Annotated in this window: 15 protein-coding genes; 9 read left to right on the top strand and 6 right to left on the bottom strand. The window is 55.8% G+C overall.

What is annotated here, in order from left to right:
• The first annotated feature begins 89 nt into the window (after nucleotides 1–89).
• Complete coding sequence (locus ACFFLD_RS01790; RefSeq protein WP_386035779.1) at nucleotides 90–1,325, top strand: cation:proton antiporter domain-containing protein; 1,236 nt, start codon at nucleotides 90–92, stop codon at nucleotides 1,323–1,325.
• Between the two features lie 64 nt (nucleotides 1,326–1,389).
• Nucleotides 1,390–2,262 carry a DMT family transporter gene (locus tag ACFFLD_RS01795; RefSeq protein ID WP_386035782.1) on the top strand — a complete coding sequence of 291 codons (873 nt, stop codon included), beginning with the start codon at nucleotides 1,390–1,392 and terminating at the stop codon, nucleotides 2,260–2,262.
• Nucleotides 2,263–2,283: 21 nt separating this feature from the next.
• Here ACFFLD_RS01795 and ACFFLD_RS01800 read toward each other — a convergent pair whose 3' ends face one another.
• Nucleotides 2,284–2,499: a DUF2798 domain-containing protein gene (locus ACFFLD_RS01800; protein WP_386035785.1), complete on the bottom strand. Its 216-nt coding sequence runs from the start codon at nucleotides 2,497–2,499 to the stop codon at nucleotides 2,284–2,286.
• Between the two features lie 99 nt (nucleotides 2,500–2,598).
• Between ACFFLD_RS01800 and ACFFLD_RS01805 the strand changes: the two genes are divergently transcribed.
• Nucleotides 2,599–3,501, top strand: a complete 903-nt coding sequence (locus tag ACFFLD_RS01805) for a LysR family transcriptional regulator (protein ID WP_386035788.1) — start codon at nucleotides 2,599–2,601, stop codon at nucleotides 3,499–3,501.
• Nucleotides 3,502–3,637: 136 nt separating this feature from the next.
• On the opposite strand, the gene ACFFLD_RS01810 is transcribed toward ACFFLD_RS01805, so the two are convergent.
• From ACFFLD_RS01810 to ACFFLD_RS01825, 4 genes are all read right to left on the bottom strand, one after another.
• The gene (locus tag ACFFLD_RS01810) at nucleotides 3,638–4,831 is read right to left on the bottom strand and encodes a serine hydrolase domain-containing protein (protein WP_386035790.1); all 1,194 of its coding nucleotides are present in this window, start codon (nucleotides 4,829–4,831) and stop codon (nucleotides 3,638–3,640) included.
• Nucleotides 4,832–4,900: 69 nt separating this feature from the next.
• On the bottom strand, nucleotides 4,901–7,081 hold the full coding sequence (locus ACFFLD_RS01815) for an OsmC domain/YcaO domain-containing protein (protein ID WP_386035793.1): 2,181 nt from the start codon (nucleotides 7,079–7,081) through the stop codon (nucleotides 4,901–4,903).
• Nucleotides 7,082–7,179: 98 nt separating this feature from the next.
• Nucleotides 7,180–8,064, bottom strand: coding sequence for an alpha/beta fold hydrolase (locus ACFFLD_RS01820; protein ID WP_386035796.1), 885 nt, complete (start codon nucleotides 8,062–8,064; stop codon nucleotides 7,180–7,182).
• Nucleotides 8,065–8,106: 42 nt separating this feature from the next.
• The gene (locus ACFFLD_RS01825) at nucleotides 8,107–8,700 is read right to left on the bottom strand and encodes a TetR/AcrR family transcriptional regulator (RefSeq protein WP_386035799.1); all 594 of its coding nucleotides are present in this window, start codon (nucleotides 8,698–8,700) and stop codon (nucleotides 8,107–8,109) included.
• A 169-nt stretch (nucleotides 8,701–8,869) separates the two neighbouring features.
• Here ACFFLD_RS01825 and ACFFLD_RS01830 point away from each other — a divergent pair, with 169 nt between their 5' ends.
• Genes ACFFLD_RS01830 through ACFFLD_RS01845 form a run of 4 tightly spaced genes read left to right on the top strand, consistent with a single transcriptional unit; the run spans nucleotide 8,870 to nucleotide 15,345 of the window.
• A complete protein-coding gene (locus ACFFLD_RS01830; protein ID WP_386035802.1) occupies nucleotides 8,870–10,072 on the top strand; it encodes an efflux RND transporter periplasmic adaptor subunit in 1,203 nt (400 codons plus the stop codon).
• Nucleotides 10,069–13,185: an efflux RND transporter permease subunit gene (locus ACFFLD_RS01835; RefSeq protein WP_386035805.1), complete on the top strand. Its 3,117-nt coding sequence runs from the start codon at nucleotides 10,069–10,071 to the stop codon at nucleotides 13,183–13,185. Before ACFFLD_RS01830 ends, ACFFLD_RS01835 begins: the two co-directional genes overlap by 4 nt.
• Nucleotides 13,185–14,591 carry an ATP-binding protein gene (locus ACFFLD_RS01840; RefSeq protein ID WP_386035808.1) on the top strand — a complete coding sequence of 469 codons (1,407 nt, stop codon included), beginning with the start codon at nucleotides 13,185–13,187 and terminating at the stop codon, nucleotides 14,589–14,591. Before ACFFLD_RS01835 ends, ACFFLD_RS01840 begins: the two co-directional genes overlap by 1 nt.
• A gap of 58 nt (nucleotides 14,592–14,649) precedes the next feature.
• Nucleotides 14,650–15,345 (top strand): response regulator, encoded by a 696-nt coding sequence (locus tag ACFFLD_RS01845; RefSeq protein ID WP_386035811.1) that lies wholly within the window; start codon nucleotides 14,650–14,652, stop codon nucleotides 15,343–15,345.
• Here the strand turns inward: ACFFLD_RS01845 and ACFFLD_RS01850 are convergent.
• Nucleotides 15,342–16,292 carry an alpha/beta hydrolase fold domain-containing protein gene (locus tag ACFFLD_RS01850; protein WP_386035814.1) on the bottom strand — a complete coding sequence of 317 codons (951 nt, stop codon included), beginning with the start codon at nucleotides 16,290–16,292 and terminating at the stop codon, nucleotides 15,342–15,344. The two genes, ACFFLD_RS01845 and ACFFLD_RS01850, sit on opposite strands and share 4 nt — an antisense overlap.
• A gap of 217 nt (nucleotides 16,293–16,509) precedes the next feature.
• Here ACFFLD_RS01850 and ACFFLD_RS01855 point away from each other — a divergent pair, with 217 nt between their 5' ends.
• Entirely contained in the window at nucleotides 16,510–16,899 is a 390-nt protein-coding gene (locus ACFFLD_RS01855; RefSeq protein WP_386035817.1) for a hypothetical protein, read from the top strand.
• Nucleotides 16,900–17,103: 204 nt separating this feature from the next.
• Entirely contained in the window at nucleotides 17,104–19,152 is a 2,049-nt protein-coding gene (gene betT / locus ACFFLD_RS01860) for a choline BCCT transporter BetT (protein WP_386035820.1), read from the top strand.
• Nucleotides 19,153–19,233 lie beyond the last annotated feature (81 nt).

Consider the following 19,233-nt stretch of genomic DNA (forward strand, 5'->3'; position numbering starts at 1 on the left):
AGCCACATGACCTCGGTCATGTGGCACGTTTGGCTAGTAGACAGTACTGAGTGACACATCTGATTTAAAGCTCGCATTAATGGAGCCACATGCACGCATTCAATATTGGGCTATTAGTGGTGGCCACCAGTGCACTACTACTGGGGCTTTTATCAACGCCACTGAAGCGAGTGGGCTTGCCCGACTCAGTGTCCCTGTTGCTGATTGGCGCGGTGTTAGGGCCGACTGGGGTTGGGCTACTTGACCCCGCGGAATGGGGCGATGAAATGGCCATTTTAGAACAAGTGGCTCGTTTAGCGGTGGCCATTGGTTTGATGGGGATAGCGCTGCGTCTTCCCAAGCGCTACGTCATCACTCACTGGCGTTCACTCGGTTTGTTGTTACTGATAGGCATGCCGTTCATGTGGTTGAGCAGTAGTCTCCTTGCCGGTTGGGCACTCGGGCTACCGCTAGGCGCCGCGTTGCTTATCGGGGCGGCGGTCACTCCTACCGACCCCGTCGTCGCCTCCACCGTGGTGACAGGCCCCGTGGCAAAAGAGAACCTGCCCGCTTATCTACGTCATATCATCTCAAGTGAATCAGGCGCGAACGATGGGCTTGCGTTCATCTTTATCATGAGTGCCATCTTCATACTGACGCTTTCGGCTGAGCAATCCCTCACGAAACATCTATTGGAAGTTATCGTGATCGATATTGCGCTGGCGCTAGTGTTAGGCGCGGTTATCGGCTTTACGGTTGGCATTGCGATGCGCAAGGCGGAAAAATACAAGACCGTCGATCAATCTTCGATGCTGATGATCACCACGACGCTCGCGTTTGCGACGCTCACGGCGGTGAAGCTGATGGGTAGCGATGGCATCCTCGCGGTATTCGTAGCGGGATTAGCGTTTGATCAACAGGCCAACGCCTCAGAAAGACAGGAGGAAGAAAGAGTGGTCGAGGGCGTCGATCGTTTTTTCACCTCGCCCATCTTTATCTTGCTCGGCCTGATGATTCCCTGGCAACAATGGCTGGCGTTGGGGTGGCAAGCTTTGGCGCTGGTGGTCGCTGTGCTTTGCCTGCGCCGCTTGCCTCTATTGCTGCTGTTAGGCGGCCGGATGGGTGAGCTTCCCTGCAAGCGGGATGGGGCATTTTCAGGCTGGTTCGGCCCGATAGGTGTCGCCGCCCTGTACTACGCAGCCTTTGCACATCATCAAACCGACGTGGCTGAGATATGGCCCGTCGTGAGCTTATTAGTCGTGTCCTCCATAGTGATACATGGTTTGACCTCCATGCCCTTTTCCCACCTGTACCGGCGTTTGAAGAACGCCGGTCGTTTCTCGTAAGGCTGGTAGTGATTACCCGGCCGCTTACATAGCTACTATTTTACCAATCTTGAAAGGAGAGCAAGTGTCGATAGTCAGTACAGCGTTAGTCGCGCTCGCAGCGTTTTTTTGGGGGATCTCCGGCGGCATTGGCGGCATTCTGGTTGATCATGACTGGGCCCCCTCTGTAGTTTCCTTCTATCGCGGTTTTATAGGATTATTGTTAGTACTCGCTTGGCTACTGTTGAGGCCGCAACACAGCGGGCTATCGAGGCGTAAACTGTGGATATGGTCCGCTATCGCCGGAGTCGGTGTCGCGGGCAATTTTTCCTTTTATTTCTTAAGCATTGAGCATGGTAACGTGGCGGTTGCGGCGACCCTGATGTATTGCGCTCCGGTGTTCGTGTATCTCATCTCATTCGCGCTAAAGCTCGAAAAACCGACTGCGTTTAAGTGGATAGCCATCATCCTGGTGATGATTGGTATCGTACTATTAACCAACCTGTATGAGATTAGCTCAAGCGACTTATCGCTAATCGGGGTGGGCGCAGGGCTTCTGGCCGGGCTGTCCTATGCGGTGTTCATTTTTGGGTTTAAATATGCATCACCGCATGGCAGCCCACAGGCAATACTGTCAATCGCCTTCGCCGTGCTGGCCACTCTTTTACTCATACCAAGCGATATTGATCAGACGGTGGCGGTCGTGAGTTCGTCAGATTGGCCACTGTTTTTAGCGCTAGGTAGCTTGGGCGCAGGTCTGTCGTTTGTGCTTTATATTATCGGACTAAAACGTACTCAACCGGCCCTAGCCTCAATGGTCGCGATGGTGGAACCCGTCACGGCGACCCTGTTCGGCGTCCTCATATTAAAGGGTGACCTGGGTGGCATTCAGGTAACGGGCATGGCGATCATATTAATCACCGTGACCATGCTTAGCGTTATCTCAAATCGAGCCTAGCCCCGTCAGTTACGCCCATGGTCATACCTTCTCGGCAATGCGATGGGCTAACTTATGAATAAATGGCCCGCTGATAAACGCGATGATTCCAGCGGCTGGCCAAGCAAGCAGCCAAGCGTTTAGCCAAATGTTCACAAAGGCCGGATGTGATCCAATATTAACGTAAGTCACCCATGCGCTCATGATCAGCGAGAGCGTGAACGACATCAGTAATGCAAAAATGATTCTATGTTTCATAGCAGTCCTTGAGGCGATTTTGAAAGATGCGAAGGCTATCAAACCTCTATAACGGTAAGATATGGCAATATGTAAGAAACCATTTTACAGAATTGCAAAATGCGCAAACCGTCTCTGGATGATCTGAACATTTTTATCGTGGCGGCCAACCAGCATAGCCTCACCGCTGCGGCCGCCAAACTGAACATGACGATTGCGACCGTATCGCGGCGCATAAGCTCGTTGGAAGCCACGCTAGGCGTAGAGTTACTGCATCGCTCCACGAAGGGATTGACGCTAACGCCTCATGGGGAATCCTATTACCGCGAGTGCGAGGAGCTAGTGCTTGCGCTCGATCAACGTATTTTAGACTTGGATCAAACGCTGCATAGTTTGAGCGGGCCGTTAAAAGTCATGGCACCGGTCAATTTGGGGAGTGGCCCACTGGATGCATTCTGGCGACAGTTTATACATTGCCATCCGGAGATAGCACTCACCATAGAGCTCGACAACAACGTCGCCGACATTCGCGACCAACAGGCAGACATTGCGCTACGCTCCGGGCCTCAAAAAGACTCGACGCTGATTCAAAAGCATTTGGGCTATATCGAGCCGATCCTGGTGGCATCTCCCACCATGCAGTTCCCACTCCCCCGCACTATCGATGAGTTGGCAGGATGCCCTAGCGTGGCGGCAAAGATGTTTAGCGAATGGCAGTTGTTCAATCAAGAGGGGCATCAACAGACGTGTCATCAACAGCATTTTCATCTAAGTAATGATATGAATATCGTCCTCAACCTCACCAAAGCAGGCGCGGGCGTTTCATTGATGCCCGCCAGCATGGTCGCGAACAGCTTACAAAAGGGCGAGTTGGTACGCGTGCTTCCTGAATGGCGAGGCCGCAACAGAGATATCTTTTTGGTGTGGCCCTCGCGACGCAGCCTTTCCGCTCGAGCCAAGCTTTTCCGGAGCGAACTAAGCGGGTTTCTTAGCCAACAAACCTGGTTTCACTCCGCTGAGTAACCCGGTAACCCATGATTTTTCCACAGGCAGCGTGCCGCCCACAGCGAGTTGACCGGCAGAGTCGCTATAAGCCGATGCTGTGGGCGCTACCACAGCGATCGGCGGGTGGTTTGCTATTAGCGCTAACGAGCCAAGGCTACTGGTTTTTGTCAGCCAGATGATCGCTTAGCGCGTGGAAGAACTCGGTGACCGGCACGATCTCGAAGGCTTCCGCCTTGGGTTGGGCGCTCGTCATGGCAATCACCATGTCGTTATCCGGATCGACAAATATCCACTGGCCAAAGATGCCCACCGCCGAGAAGGCGCCCTCGCCCTCCGGCCACCAGGAGTAACCGTACTCGACCTCTTCACCACCGACCTCGTGGGGCCTGGCCGACTCGGCTACCCAGCCTTCGGGCAACACGCTAGGTGTATGGTATTCATCCAGCACAAACTGACCAAACCGGGCATAGTCGCGAAGGGTAATCAACAGTCCGCTGCCGCCGATTTCCTGACCACCTTCGCTATCCAGCCACCACTGGGCATCGTGTTCCATACCGTAGTTTGCCCAGATTTTCTCGGACAGATACTCAGAGGCGCTTTTACCCACCGCACCGTTGATGATCGCCGAAAGTAGCTGGGTTTCGCCGGTGCTGTAGTTCCACACCTCACCAGGCGCTTGTGCCCGCTCGAGCCCGCCCATGAATTCCAGCAGCGCGCCAGATTCCTGGGAAAGCTGCACTTCAAGCATTTGGCGACGCTGGGAGCTGGGGTCGGCGTAGGTCTCATCCCAGGCAACGCCCGAGGCCATTAATAGAATCTGTTCAACGGTAACGTCGTCATAAACACTGCCGTTGAGCACTGGCACGTACTTGCTGACGGCGTCATCAAGGCTTTCGATATGACCGTCTTTAAGGGCGGCGCCGATCAGCGTTGAGGAGATCGACTTGGCAATCGACATCGACATCCAGCGGGTATCCGGCGTGTTGCCCAGGGCATACTGCTCAAACACCACGTCGTTATCGTGCACCGCCATCAGACCGCTCACCCGGTTGAGCGCCATAAAATCATAGATATCGTAGGTGACGCCTTCGTGAGTGAGCGAGAAGTCGTCAAGCGAGGCATTACGCGTGCCGAACTCATGAGGCGCACTCGACGCTTTTACCGTACGGGTAGGAAAGAGACGGTCGATATGGCGCGAAAGCTCGACCTGTTCGTCAGGCATCATTTGACCGCTATAGAGCTTGCGCACTTCGCTATGGCTCTGTTCAGAACTTTGCGCCAGGCTCTCGGCTGACACAAGGGTGAGCGCCGCGGCAATCAAAGGTGAGCTAAAGGTCATCGATGTCATGACATTCCTTTTAAAGGGGGTAACAGATAGACGCAATTAACGCCGGGCTTAAACATAATTAACGCCGGACTAGGCCGCCCGAGCCGCCCTGGCAGCATGCAGCTTCTTGTAGCTTTCGATCAGACGCTGGTGGCGCTCAAGACCATCAAGCTGCATGTTGGTGGGCGTTAGGCCGTAGAAGCGCACATTGCCTTCCACCGAGCCCACCACGGCGGCCATGCTTTCTTCGCCAAACATGCGCTGTAGGTTGGGCAGGTAATCGTCGATTTCAAGCTCATCATCCAGGGCGATTTCCAACACCGCGTTGACCGCCTGATAGAACAGGCCGCGCTCGACGGTATTGTCGTTGTACTGCAGGAACATCTGTACGCAGTCCAGCGCCTCTTCATGGCGCTCAAGCGCCAGATAAATCAGCAGCTTCAGCTCCAGGATGGTGAGCTGGCCCCAGACCGTGTTTTCGTCGAACTCAATGCCGATCAGGGTGATGATATCGGCGTGATCATCCATCTGACTCTCTTCCAGCCGTTCGACTAGATCGAGGAGCTGTTCATCATCCAGGCGATGTAAGTTAAGAATGTCCTTGCGGTAATCCAACGACTTGTTGGTATTGTCCCAGATCAGATCTTCAATCGGGTAGACCTCGGAGTAACCCGGCACCAGAATCCGGCACACTGGCGCGCCCAAGTCTTCGTGCACCGACATGTACACTTCCGCTCCCAGCTCCTCGAAAATGCCGAACAGGGTGTCGGCCTCCTCTTCGTTGCTGCCGGAGAAATCCCATTCGCTGAATTCAAAATCGGGCTTGGCACTGAAGAAGCGCCAGGACACTACACCCACCGAGTCGATGAAGTGCTCAACGAAGTTATTGGGCTCAGCCACTGTCTGCGAGTTAAAGGTGGGCAAAGGTAGATCATTCAAACCCTCGAAACTACGCCCCTGCAGAAGCTCGGTCAGGCTGCGCTCCAACGCCACTTCAAAACTTGGGTGGGCGCCGAAGGACGCAAACACGCCGCCAGTGCGTGGGTTCATCAAGGTCACGCACATGACCGGGAACTGGCCGCCCATCGAGGCATCTTTTACCAACACCGGGAACCCCTGAGCTTCCAGCGCGTTGATGCCTTCAACAATACTGGGGTACTTCGCCAGCACGTCTTGCGGCACGTCCGGCAGGGTCAGTTCCTGCTCAAGAATCTCGCGCTTCACTGCCCGCTCGAAAATTTCCGACAGGCACTGAACCTGGGCTTCCACCAGCGTGTTACCCGCGCTCATGCCGTTGCTCAAGAACAGATTTTCGATCAGGTTGGAAGGAAAATAGACTGTCTCACCATCAGATTGGCGCACAAACGGTAGCGAAACGATGCCGCGGTCTTCACGCCCGGAGTTGGTATCAATCAGATTGGAGCCACACAGCTCGCCTTCCGGGTTGTAGATCGCCAGGCAATGCTCGTCGAGGATCTCTTTAGGCAGCTCGTCGTTCGGCCCCGGCTTGAACCATTTCTCATTGGGGTAGTGAACGAACGCGCTGCCCGCGATCTCTTCGCCCAGGAACTGATCGTTGTAGAAGAAGTTGCAGGACAGGCGCTCGATGAACTCGCCCAACGCCGAGCACAGCGCGCTCTCTTTGGTGGCGCCTTTACCGTTGGTAAAGCACATGGGCGAGGCTGCATCGCGAATATGTAGCGACCATACATGGGGCACGATATTGCGCCACGAGGCGATCTCGATCTTCATGCCGAGGTTGGCGAGAATCGCGCTCATGTTGGCGATGGTCTGCTCCAGCGGCAGATCCTTACCCTCAATGTAAGTGCTGCCGCCTTCCGGCGCGCCCATCAGCAGTGCCTGGGCGTCTTCATCAATGTTCTCGACCGTCTCGATCTGAAAATCAGGGCCGGTTTGAACGACTTTCTTGACCGTGCAGCGGTCAATGGAGCGCAGAATGCCTTGGCGGTCCTTCTCGGAAATATCTTCCGGCAGTTCGACCTGGATCTTGAAGACCTGCTTGTAACGGTCTTCCGGATCGACGATGTTGTTCTGCGATAGGCGAATATTCTCGGTCGGGATATCCCGCGCGTTGCAGTACACCTTCACGAAGTAGGCCGCGCACATGGCCGATGAAGCCAGAAAGTAGTCAAACGGGCCGGGGGCAGAGCCGTCGCCCTTGTAGCGAATCGGCTGATCGGAGATAACCGTGAAGTCGTCGAACTTGGCCTCCAAGCGGAGGTTGTCGAGATAGTTAACCTTGATTTCCATGAGCAGGCATCCGGAGTAATGAGTTTGCCTAGCAGCAGGCAGTAGGCGAATTGCCGCCCATTATCCAGTTTTTTACCCGCTCCGTCTTGTCAGACGCCTCAATCGCCGTCGAGCAGAAATGGCAGCGCTTGGACAAGCAGCGTCTCTGGAATTTCCTCGGCGATATAGTGACCGCAAGGGAGCGCATGGCCTTCCACCTGAGTGGCCACCTTGCGCCATTCATTGAGCGCATCGAAGCAGGCCTCAATAGCACCTTCAGCGCCCCACATTACTTTTAACGGACAGGTAAGTTTTACGCCTGCGTCGATATCCGCCTGATCATGCGCCAGATCGATCGTGGCGCTGGCGCGGTAGTCACCGCAGATACCTGTGGCGGTACCGGGAAGGGTGAGACAACGCTCGTACTCGGCCAGCGCGTCTGACGTGAACGGCGCCATGCCCGCACTGCGAGCGCCCATGACACTTTTCAGGTACTGGGCGGGATCTGACTGGATCAGCATTTCCGGTAACGGCTGGGGGCGAATCAAAAAGAACCAGTGCCAGTAGCTGCGCGCAAAGCCTTCGGTAGTACCACGATACATGGCCAGTGTCGGGGCGATATCGAGAAGCACCATGCGCTCCACGCGTTCGGCGTGGTCAACGCCCAAGCGGTGGGCGACCCGCGCGCCACGGTCATGGGCCAATACTTTAAAATGCTCGAAGCCGAGTACACCCATCAGCTCGGCCATATCGGCCGCCATGCTACGTTTGGAATAAGTGAGATGTTCAGGGTCGTCGTCGGGTTTACTGCTGTCGCCGTAACCGCGCAGGTCAGCGGCGATCACCGTGAAATGTCGTGCAAGTTCTTCGGCGACCTTGTGCCAGATAACGTGGGTTTGCGGGTGACCATGAAGCAGCAGTAGCGCAGGGCCGCTACCGCCCATACGAAAGGCAATATCCACACCATTAACCTGACGGGTCTGTTTATCGAAACCTTTAAACATGGCGGCTCCTGGCGTGGCGGGCACGAAGGCGAATAGCTAACGTTATGGCGTAGGCGGCGTCAGCACCTGCTGGAACAAAATCTTTTCAAACTGGTCCATGGGATCAACGGATTTAAGCGTTTTAGCGCGTAAGATTGCCCCTTCCCAACCGGTCAAGATAAAACTGGCAAGCGCCTCCGGTGACGTGTGAGTATCGATATCACCTCGCGCCAGGGCATCGTTCAAACAGTGCGCAAAACGTAGCTCCCAGCGCTGAAACACCAGATTCAACGCATCGCGGAACGTAGCGCTTTGGCCGGACAGTTCCTGTCCGAGATTGCCAATCAAACAGCCGGTGGTATGGTCGCACTCAAGCATGTAGGCACGGCCTGCCGCAAAGTAGCGTCTTAGACGCTCAAGCGGTGCTGTGTCACTATCTTCCAGTAGCGCTACCAGGGTTTCATCGTAGCGACTGGCAAAACGCTCGATGACCGCCAAGCCAAAATCTTCCTTACTGGCAAAGTAGTGATAAAAGGAGCCCTTGGGCACGCCGCATGTTTTTAACACGGCATTGATCCCCGTCGCGTTGTAGCCTTGCTGACTAATCAGAAGGGCACCACTGTCGATTAATTTGTCACGAGTCACATTGTTTTTCATACGCTCAAAGTAGACCGGTCAGTCTTTAGCTCTCAAATGAGTGCCAAGTAATTGAAAATTGCATGTTATTTGCACATTGTTTGACTAATCGCTACTCAACAATCGTTGATGCTAGCATCATACGCTTTTTTTAAAGAATTTTCGTTTAGCCAACGGGTGACGTGCGGTAATGACACAAACACGCTCTTTTTCTTCGTCCCAGCACGGCCGCTTTCGTTTGGGCGCTGTCGCGGCACTATTTATTTTTATCGGTACCCTTGCCCTCGCCTGGTGGATTATGACGCAACCGCCGCGTATTGAGCGCACGCCACCGCCACCGCCGCAACCGACGCTCGTTGATGCCGTCACGGTGACGACTAGCCAGCAAGCGCCTGACCTGTATGGCTTTGGCCGCGTTGAGGCAGAGCAGACGGCAAAGCTAGCCAGCCGTGTCACAGGCCAGCTGGAGCGTTTTGCCGAGGGCGTTGTGCCCGGCCGAGTGGTCGAGCAATCCGCCCCCCTCGCCTATATTGACCAAGCCGATCTGACGCTAACACTTGAAGACGCAGAAGCGCAGCTGGCCAATGCCCAGGCGGCGCTGGCGCTAGAGCAGGCGGAACAGCAGCGCGCTCGCAGCGAGTACGAATCTTTTGGTCGTAACCTCTCGGCGGAGCGGCGAGCGCTGGTCCTGCGCGAACCTCAACTGCGCCAGGCCCAATCGCAAGTGGCTCAAGCGCGAGTGGCCCGCGATCAAGCAGCGTTGAATGTCGAACGTGCAGTCCTGGTCGCCCCTTGGCGTGCGATGGTGCGAGAACGCCTGCTAGGCGCTGGCAGTTTACTTAGCCAGGGAACAGAGGTGCTCGACCTGGTGGGCGTCGAGCAATTTTGGGTACGCGTCTCCCTGCCTGGCGAGTGGATTGAATGGCTGGAAACAGCTAGCAGCGTCACCCTAACCAGCCGGGGGTGGCCCGAAGGCGCCACACGTGAAGGTACCTTGGTTTCGATACTGCCCAGCCTGGAAGAAAATGGTCTGCAGGCACAGCTGTTAATCGCCGTAAACGATCCATTGGCGCTTGAAAGCGACGGCCCCGCTCTGCGTTTGGGTGATGTGGTTCGCGCTGCTTTTGCCCCTGCCGTACAGGAAAATCTCATTTCACTGCCGTCGGCAGCCTTACGTCCGGGTGATATTACCTGGCGGGTAGACGAAGATAATCGCCTTCGTCGTACCCCGGTAACACTCGCGTTTCGGGGTGAAGATAGTGCCTTGATCCGAAGTGGTCTTGAGTCCGGAGAGCGGGTCGTCACCGCGGGCTTGGCTAAACCCCGCGAGGGTCAGTTGGTGCGTGTACGCCAACCCGCCGACACCTCGGCCCAGGCGGGAGATGAGTCATGAAGGTGCCACGCGGTCCACTGGCGTGGATGGTTGATCACGGCGTCGCCCCCAACTTGCTGATGGTGCTGTTTATTGCGGGCGGCTTAATGGCCTCGATGGCAATCAAGAAAGAGGTATTCCCTGAGTTCGACACTGAAGTTGTCCAGGTCAGTATCAGCTACCCAGGCGCCACACCGGAAGAGATAGAACAAAGCCTGCTATTACCCGTGGAAGCGGCAGTGGCTGACGTGGAAGGCATTGACGAGCTTACCGCCACCGCCAACGAGGGCAGCGCTAGCGTTAGCGCCACCTTGATTGACGGCATTGATGTCATGCGTGCCTATCAGGATATTCAGCAAGCAGTGAATGCCATCACCACACTGCCCAGCGCTGCCGACCCAGCACGCTTTACGCTGTCGGGGCGCTCGCGTAGCGTGCTGAGCCTACAGGTGTATGGCCAGGTCGGTCTTGAGGCACTCCACGATGCAGCCGAGGAGATCCGTGGTGAGCTACAGACCAGTAGCGGCATCTCACGAGTCGAGCTTTCCGGCAACCGCGAGCGGGAAATCCAAGTTCACTTGGATGAAGAGGCTATCGAGCGTTACGGCCTGGACCATCAGGCGTTAGCCAGCCGCATCGCGGAAGAGGCGCTTGATTTGGCCAGCGGCCAATTGACGACCGCGGAAGGCGAGTGGCTGATTCGTTACCAAGGGCGCCGTAATAGCGCCGAAGGCTTTGCCGAGCTACCCATTTTGACCAGTACCCAGGGGTCGCCCATTGTGTTGGGAGATATCGCCAGGGTCAGTAATGGCTTCGCCGAGACCGACCGCGAGGAGTTTTATAACGGTCAGCCCAGTCTTTCTGTCGATGTCTATCAAATAGGCGATCAAACCCCGACCAGTATCTCTAACGCGGTCAACACTGAGTTTGAGCGTCTGCAAGCCGGTTTGCCGGAAGGCGTTAGCCTGACGATTGCCTGGGACAGCTCCACCATTTACGAAGACCGCCTGAGCCTGCTGCTGAAAAATGCCTGGATGGGACTAGCGCTGGTGTTGGTGCTGATGGCGCTGTTTCTAGAAGCGCGACTGGCGTTTTGGGTCACGCTGGGCATTCCCACAGCGTTCCTGGGCGCCATGCTGTTTCTGCCCTGGGTGGGTGTGTCGCTCAACATGATGTCGATGTTTGCGTTCATTATTGCCCTGGGCATCGTGGTCGATGATGCCATTATTGTCGGCGAGAATATCTACAGCTACCGGGAAGAGGGCTACTCGCTGCGCGATGCCGCCGTAAAAGGCGCCAGCGAAATCGCCACCCCGCTGACCTTCGCCATTCTTTCCAACATTGTCGCCTTTCTGCCGCTGCTGTTTTTACCTGGCTTTTTGGGGCTCATTTTTGCCACCGTACCGGTCGTGGTAGTGACCATTTTCTTGATCTCCTGGCTGGAAGCACTGGTCATTCTGCCCGCTCATCTCGCCCATAGCCGTAAGCCGCGCCAAACGCCTGCTTGGCAGCGCCCGCTTGAGGCAGTGCGCCAGCGGCTTCAGGGCGGCTTGCACCATTTTACTTACCAGCAGTTCGAACCCTTCCTTCAGCGCGCATTGAACCAACGTCTGTTAAGTATTTCGCTGGGCATTGCCATTTTGCTCATCGCACTCTCATGGGCGATGAGTGGACGTTTGGGCTTTTCATTGATGCCCCGGGTCGAATCAGACCAAGTACAAGCCACGGTGACGCTGCCCATTGGCAGCAATATCACCGTAAGTCGCGAGCTTAGCCAGCAGCTGATCGATGCCGCCAATGCGCTAAGTGAGCGTGAAGAGTCACTGAGTTTTACCAGTACAAGAAGCCGCCTGGATGGTGAAAGTTTGTCCGTGCGTCTCGATATTGCAAGCGAAAGCCTGGAGGCGTGGCCGCCATCACGCATTGCCCGCGAGTGGCGTGAGCTTAGTGGCGATTTACTCGGCGCTCAGTCGGTACGCTTTGAATCAGACGTTGGTGGCCCCGGCAGCGGTGCGGCGCTGAGTTTACGCCTTTCGCATCCCGACACCCAGGTGCTGGAAGCCGCTGCCGAGCGGTTAGCCGAGACCCTGGGAGGCTATGGATTAACCGATATCGACAGTGGCTTAGGCGACGGCAAGCCACAGTTAGAAATACGCCTCTCTTCCGAAGGCCGCGCCCTGGGCCTCAACGGTAACCTTTTAGCTCAGGCGCTACGCGGGCCGCTTCAGGGCGCCACCGCCATTGAACAGTATGTCGGACGCAGCGAAATCAGCGTTGAAGTGCGCTTACCCAACGACAACCGCGACAGCTTGAATAAACTTTACCGCATGCCGATACGCACGCCTGACGGGATGAGCGTTCCACTGTCACGGGTAGCCGACATTACTATCAGCCAAGCGTCTAGCAGTCTTCAGCGTATCAATGGACGGCGTATTATCACTGTCACCGCCGACTCAGAAAGCGATCAGGCCATTAATCAGGTACTCGCCACGCTAGAGGAAGAGGTATTTCCCAGTATGACGGCAACCTGGCCCGGGTTGGAGGTCAGCTTAGGCGGACGCCAGCAGGACACAGCCGACAACTTAGCCACGCTAAAAACCTCCATGTGGTTAATGATCGCGGCACTTTATGCGCTACTGGCCATTCCGTTCAGAAGCTATCTCCAGCCGCTGCTGGTATTGGCAGCCATTCCCTTTGGGCTCGTGGGGGCTGTCGCTGGCCACATGATAATGGGCTTCGGGCTTTCCATTATCAGCCTGCTGGGTATGCTCGCCCTCTCCGGGGTGGTGATTAATGATGCGCTAGTGCTGATCGATTACGCCAACCGTAAACGCCGCGAGGGCATGGCCGCACGAGAAGCCATTGTGGCGGCAGCCACACGCCGATTACGCCCCATCATGATGACGACGCTGACCACCTTTTTAGGTTTGGCGCCGATGATCCTGGAAACCTCGCGTCAGGCACGCTTCATGATTCCCATGGCGATCTCGCTCGGTTTCGGCATCCTGTTCGCCACCGTGATTCTACTGATTCTAGTGCCCTGCCTTTACCTCGGCATGGAGAACATGCGCGAACGGCTTAGTGCGCCGCGCCCCCCAAAATCGAGTCAGCCAAGCCACGAAGGAGCCCCGTAATGGCTCGGTTTGCGGCCGTACGCCAATGGCGGCCTTCCCGCCTGGGGCTCAAGCTGTTTGTGATTATTCTCAGCGTCAACGTTGCCATCTCCGCCAGTATGTTTCTGGCGGTTTCCTATAGCATTGACCGGGGGTTTCTCGATTATCTCAACCAAGCACAGGAGCGCCGCGCAGCCTTGCTAGCCGATGGCCTGGTGACGCGCTGGGAAACCCAGCAGAGCTGGGAGTGGCTTGAGCAGGCCCCTCAGCGCTGGCCCTTTATTGTCCGTTTTGAGCTTGGCCAGGAGCGCCGGGGCCGGCCTTCCCCGTTAGGAGAGGCGCGGGATTTCACACTGCGCGCTGTCGATGGACATTTTATCGTTCCCCCCCATAGCGATCATAGAGGCGCGGGGAGTTGGCAGTGGCTAACGTTGCGTAGTGGTGAAACAACGATTGGCTCGCTCGGCTTCCGGCCTCCCCGAGAAATGATGGAGCATATGGAAAGCCGCTTTCTAGAGCGCCAACAGCGCAATCTAGTGCTGATCGTCATTTCTCTTTGCGTTGCCTCGCTGCTGCTGGCGGGCGGCCTTTCGTGGTGGCTGGGGCGACGCACCCGCGCATTGGCGGGAGCCACCTTGCGCCTTACCGAAGGCGACTACCGCACCCGACTCCCTGAACGCGGGCGTGATGAGCTGTCACGCTTGGCGCGAGACTTCAACGTGCTCGCTGCCACGCTAGAGGCCAGCCGCGATGCCCGAGCCCGCTGGGTTTCGGATACCGCCCACGAACTACGCACGCCATTGGCGGTCTTGCGCGGCGAGATCGAAGCTATGCAGGACGGTATTCGTCCGCTTAATCAGGAAAATCTGGGGTCTCTCGCTCAGGAAGTGGGTCAATTAGAGCGTTTGGTGACGGATTTACGTCTGCTCTCGCAAAGCGACGCTGGAGCCCTCGACATTCAGCTGGCGCCCATGGACCTGAGTGACTGCCTCACTAACCGTCTGGACGATGCCGACCGCTGGCTTGCCGACAGCGGCTTGACGCTGGTGACCCATATTGAGCCTGGCATCATGATTCGCGGCGACGCCCAACGCCTGCGCCAGCTATGGAATAACCTGCTTGATAACAGCTGCGCCTATACCCAACCGCCTGGCGATCTAAAGGTGACCCTTACCCGGCATAAAGGCAGCGCCGTGGTGAGCTGGGAAGATAGCGCACCGGGGGTCCCCGAAGGCGAATTAGCGAGACTGACAGAACGACTCTACCGCGTAGAAGGCTCCCGCAATCGCGCCAGCGGCGGCAGTGGATTAGGGCTGTCCATTGCCAGCGCACTGGTAAACGCCCATGGGGCCACGCTCTCGCCTTCTATTTCAACGCTGGGAGGATTGCGCTGGACGCTACAATTCCCTCTTTTAAGCCACGATTAGTATTAAAAATCAGCGTTACGTCATGCTGTTACCTTCACTGCTAAGCGAGTTTACCTCTATGTCTCATACTGCCTCGTTGTTGATTGTTGAGGATGAACCAAAAATCGCCCGCCTCATGACGGACTACTTAACCACCCACGGTTTTGATGTCACGACGCTAGGACATGGCGATGAGGTGTTGCCGTGGCTGGAACATCACTCCCCTGCCCTGGTGCTGCTCGATATTATGCTGCCGGGCAAAGACGGCCTGACGCTAAGTCGCGAAATACGCCAACAATGGCCTGCCATTGCGATCATCATGGTCACCGCTAAGGTAGAGGAGGTAGACCGCTTGGTAGGGCTGGAACTCGGCGCCGACGACTATATCTGCAAGCCGTTCAGCCCGCGTGAAGTGGTCGCCCGAGTGAAAGCGGTACTGCGTCGCAGCCAGGCGGCGGCCGACACCACGCAAGAGACTCAAAGCGCCCCGGTGGTATTGAATGAAGAGGGTTGGCAAGCGCTCGCCCATGGGCATGATCTAGGCCTGACAGCGGTCGAGTTTCAGTTGTTGCGGGTAATGATGCAGGCACCGGGGCGTATCTTTAGCCGCGAACAACTGATGGATCATATGTATCGCGACAACCGTATTGTCTCGGAGCGCACCGTGGACAGTCACATCAAAAAACTGCGTAAGAAAATCCACGAAGCGCTTCCCGATCTTGAGATCATCCGCTCGGTTTATGGCGTCGGCTATAAGTATCAGCCGGAGGGTTAAGGGTTTACCTGTTGGTTGAGAAACGCGATACCGGCCTTGATGGCGCCGCCGCGCAGTAAAAAGCTGGCGATATGGCCGCGCCAACGCTGTAGATATAGTTCGCTTTCAATGTTGTAGTCCTGCAGCGCTTGATAAAAGTCGGTAGCGTGATCGACCGGTACCAACTGATCCCATTTACCATGAAAAAGGAAAAATGGCGGCGCCTGGGCGGTAAGTTGCCTGGCAGGGGAAGCCAGCTGATAGGCGTCGGTCTTTTCAGCCCGCGTACCACCGATAAAATCGACCACCAGTGGCCCGTCATCAAACTTGAGCAGATCGCTGGGCAGGCCACCGGCCAACACCGCCGCCAAACGGCTCTGCGCACCGCCATACGGCTTAGCCAAAGGCCCTTCGACACCGGCCACCGCCAGCAAGCTCACCAAATGCGCGCCGGATGAATAGCCCACTCCCACAATGCGCTGAGTATCCACCTGCCATGCGTCAGCATTAGCGTGGATCCATGCCATCGCCTGCTGCAAATCGTGCAATTGCGCTGGAAAGCGATATTCAGGCGCAAAACGGTATTCAATATTGACCGCTACGTAGCCTTGTTCTGCTAACTTTTGTGCGATGCCCTGCATGTCGTCGGGGGAGCGATTACGCCAGCCGCCACCGTGTACCACTAATGCCGCGGGACGCCTTGTCGACGTGGTCGTATCAGGTAAATAAACGTGCGCTTTTAACGCCTCGGGCCAGGTGTCGGGGGTGTAGATTTTGGGGGCTAAACGAGTAAATGGCTGGGAGTCATGCAGGGGTGTGGTTTCTATAGCGGGTTCGCCTTGGCTTAGGTGATGGGAAGCACTGCATCCGCTCAATATTAATGCCAGCGCCCCCAGGCAGGTCGCCCCGCGTAGTTTGGTTAACGTGCTACGTGGCGACCATAGTCGATATAGCTCACTTCGCGACATCCTGTGCTCCTTAATGAATAGGTGACCCCTCACCTAGCGTTTATGACCAGTGACCAGCCAATAAGATCATGATTGTTGCACACTATCTGCAAACCGTTTGCACGTCACCTGGCGATACTGGCAACGTCAACTCACTAGGAGAAAAGCTATGAACATTTCCAGTGCTAGCGTTTCAGGGACTGCCGTTTCAAAAGCTACCGTTTCAAGGACTAAAAAAATGTCAGTTCGCCAACTGTTTGCCCCTGCCCTGCTGGCTATCGCCATTATGCCATTAGCGTTCACCGCTCAAGCGCATAACCACGATGGCGTTGAAGGCCAAGGGCCTGATCACGCACGAATGGAAGAGCGCATGGAGGAGCGTCGCCAAGAGGTATATGAGCGCGCTGAAATCTCCGAGGAGCAACAAGCAGCGCTTAACGACGCATACGCAGAACATCGAGACGCTATGCACGCACTGCGTGAAGAGCATCATGAGCGGGTAGCTGAGATTCTCACCGAAGAAGAGCAGGAAGCGCTACGCAGCGCTATGCACGATGTCCATGAAGAACATCGTGGCAAACGTGGTCATCACGGCAGTAATAGCAACGAGAATGCCGATAGCGAATAGGCGCAGGCAACACATTAAATCTAGTCCCAACGCCCGGTTTATTCCGGGCGTTTTTGTGTCTGCGCTTTCATCAGCACACCGTGACTCCACGCTCATTCAACCCAAATAGTAGCGGTTAACTTGTAGGCGGACGTTGAATCACGTATTTTATTTGAACGTTCATTCAAAATAAAATTCACCGTTCAAAAACAGGAGTCCGCCTGCATGGCGAAAGACAATCCCATTCTCCCCTCCCGAGACCGCCTCAATCCCGTGGTTTTCCACGGCAGTGTGGCGGGCATCCTCATCTTTTTAGTGCTCACCATGCTGTTTACCGAGCAAGCCGGCGCCTTTTTTGATGCTGGACTTGCCTGGGTAAGCAAAACGTTTGGTTGGTACTACATGCTCGCTATTGTGGCGTACCTGGTATTCGTGATCGCCATTGGCATGTCCCGCTTTGGCAGCATCCGCCTGGGACCCGACCATTCACGCCCCGAGTTTTCGCTGCTCTCTTGGTCGGCCATGCTGTTTGCCGCAGGTATCGGTATCGACCTGTTGTTCTTCAGCGTTGCCGAACCGGTAGCGCACTACTTGGCACCACCGGATTTAACCCCGGAAAGCCAAGCCGCGATGCGTAACGCCGTCGTTCAAACCTATCTGCACTGGGGGCTCTCCGGCTGGGGGCTGTACGTGTTGATGGGTATGGCGTTGGCTTACTTCAGCTATCGTCATCGCCTACCGCTGGCCATCCGCAGCGCGCTCTACCCGATACTGGGCAAACGTATCCACGGCCCGATTGGTAACGCGGTAGACATTACCGCGGTCATTTCCACCGTGTTCGGTATTGCTACCAGTCTCGGCATTGGGGTGATGCAACTTAACTACGGCCTCACCTATATGTTTGGCGTGCCGGAAACTCACACGGTTCAAGTGATCTTGATTGTACTGGTGGTGGTATTGGCAACGATTTCGGTGGTGACCGGTGTTGAAAAAGGCATACGCCGCCTCTCTGAATTCAACATGCTGCTGGCATTGGCGCTCATGCTGTTTGTGCTCTTTTCCGGCGACACACTGGTACTGCTGGATAAAGTGGTCAATAACGCGGGTGATTATCTGTCGGGTTTTGTCGGTGCCAGCTTTGACACCTATGCCTTTGCCGATGAGAGTGCTCAAGAGTGGAAAATGTGGTGGACCATCTTCTTCTGGGGCTGGTGGATTGCCTGGACCCCGTTTGTGGGTCTATTTCTGGCTCGCATCTCGCGAGGCAGGACCATTCGTGAATTTGTCGCAGGCGCGTTGTTTATTCCCCTGGCTTTTATGATGGTATGGATGTCGGTATTCGGTAACAGCGGTATTGAGCTGGTGGCCAATCAAGGCGTGGCCGAACTGGGTGAACAGGCCCTTAACACGCCGCAAACCACGCTCTATACACTCCTTGAGTACTACCCCTACGTGGGCATTACCGCCGCCGTGGTCACCGTGTTGGGTATCGTGTTCTTTATTACCTCTGCGGATTCCGGTGCGCTGGTATTAGCCAACTTCACCTCCATTCTGAGCGACGTAAATCACGATGCACCGGTAAAACTGCGTATTTTCTGGTCGGCGGTGATTGGATTGATCACCATTGCCTTGCTGATGGCCGGAGGCTTAAATGCGCTGCAGAGCGCCGTCGTCATCACCGCACTCCCCTTCTCAGTGGTCATTTTCGCGGTGATGGTCGGCATGTATAAAGCATTGAAACTGGAAGGCAGCAAAGCGGATGCGCGTCGTATGATCGCAGGCAGCGCGCCTGGTGGTGACTGGAAAGAGCGCTTGGATCGTGCGTTAGATACCTCTAATCGCGCAGGCGCCGCCGCGACCATTGAGCACTCGATTCGTCCAGCGATGACGCAGTTTGCTCAGGAGCTTGAACGTCGTGGCCAAACCGCCAATGTGGTCGAAGAGCATCTTGAAGGTGAGTCGTTACCGAACCTAACGCTTCAGGTCGACTTCGGAGAAGCCACCAGCTTTGTCTACCAGGTTTGTCCGCACCGGATGCGCACACCAAGCTTTATCTCGGCAGATGATGACTTTTATGTACGTCTCGACGTCTACTTGGCAGAAGGGGGTCAAGAAAAAGACCTTAACGGCTACACCCGCGGGCAGGTGATTGGTGATTTGGTGGCCGAGTATGAGCGCCATTTACACTTCCTCACGCTGGCTGGGCAACAGATGGGCCACGTTCAGGCGATGCCTGGCACTATCGGCGAACCGCCTCAAGATTCACAGATATAACCACGTTAGCGCTTATCCTGAACGACGAATCCCGGCCTGAGTGCCGGGATATTTTTGTGCGCGAACGGCTTCGCGATTAAC

The organism is Vreelandella sulfidaeris (assembly GCF_042429665.1).
GTDB lineage: Bacteria > Pseudomonadota > Gammaproteobacteria > Pseudomonadales > Halomonadaceae > Vreelandella.

Excerpts from the sequence above, each read along its gene's own strand:
- ACFFLD_RS01800 (WP_386035785.1), bottom strand. The coding sequence starts at position 2,499 with ATGAAACATAGAATCATTTTTGCATTACTGATGTCGTTCACGCTCTCG.
- ACFFLD_RS01845 (WP_386035811.1), top strand. The coding sequence starts at position 14,650 with ATGTCTCATACTGCCTCGTTGTTGATTGTTGAGGATGAACCAAAAATC.
- ACFFLD_RS01830 (WP_386035802.1), top strand. The coding sequence starts at position 8,870 with ATGACACAAACACGCTCTTTTTCTTCGTCCCAGCACGGCCGCTTTCGT.
- ACFFLD_RS01790 (WP_386035779.1), top strand. The coding sequence starts at position 90 with ATGCACGCATTCAATATTGGGCTATTAGTGGTGGCCACCAGTGCACTA.
- ACFFLD_RS01835 (WP_386035805.1), top strand. The coding sequence starts at position 10,069 with ATGAAGGTGCCACGCGGTCCACTGGCGTGGATGGTTGATCACGGCGTC.
- ACFFLD_RS01805 (WP_386035788.1), top strand. The coding sequence starts at position 2,599 with ATGCGCAAACCGTCTCTGGATGATCTGAACATTTTTATCGTGGCGGCC.
- ACFFLD_RS01840 (WP_386035808.1), top strand. The coding sequence starts at position 13,185 with ATGGCTCGGTTTGCGGCCGTACGCCAATGGCGGCCTTCCCGCCTGGGG.
- ACFFLD_RS01855 (WP_386035817.1), top strand. The coding sequence starts at position 16,510 with ATGTCAGTTCGCCAACTGTTTGCCCCTGCCCTGCTGGCTATCGCCATT.
- ACFFLD_RS01815 (WP_386035793.1), bottom strand. The coding sequence starts at position 7,081 with ATGGAAATCAAGGTTAACTATCTCGACAACCTCCGCTTGGAGGCCAAG.
- ACFFLD_RS01850 (WP_386035814.1), bottom strand. The coding sequence starts at position 16,292 with ATGTCGCGAAGTGAGCTATATCGACTATGGTCGCCACGTAGCACGTTA.
- ACFFLD_RS01810 (WP_386035790.1), bottom strand. The coding sequence starts at position 4,831 with ATGACATCGATGACCTTTAGCTCACCTTTGATTGCCGCGGCGCTCACC.
- ACFFLD_RS01820 (WP_386035796.1), bottom strand. The coding sequence starts at position 8,064 with ATGTTTAAAGGTTTCGATAAACAGACCCGTCAGGTTAATGGTGTGGAT.
- betT (WP_386035820.1), top strand. The coding sequence starts at position 17,104 with ATGGCGAAAGACAATCCCATTCTCCCCTCCCGAGACCGCCTCAATCCC.
- ACFFLD_RS01825 (WP_386035799.1), bottom strand. The coding sequence starts at position 8,700 with ATGAAAAACAATGTGACTCGTGACAAATTAATCGACAGTGGTGCCCTT.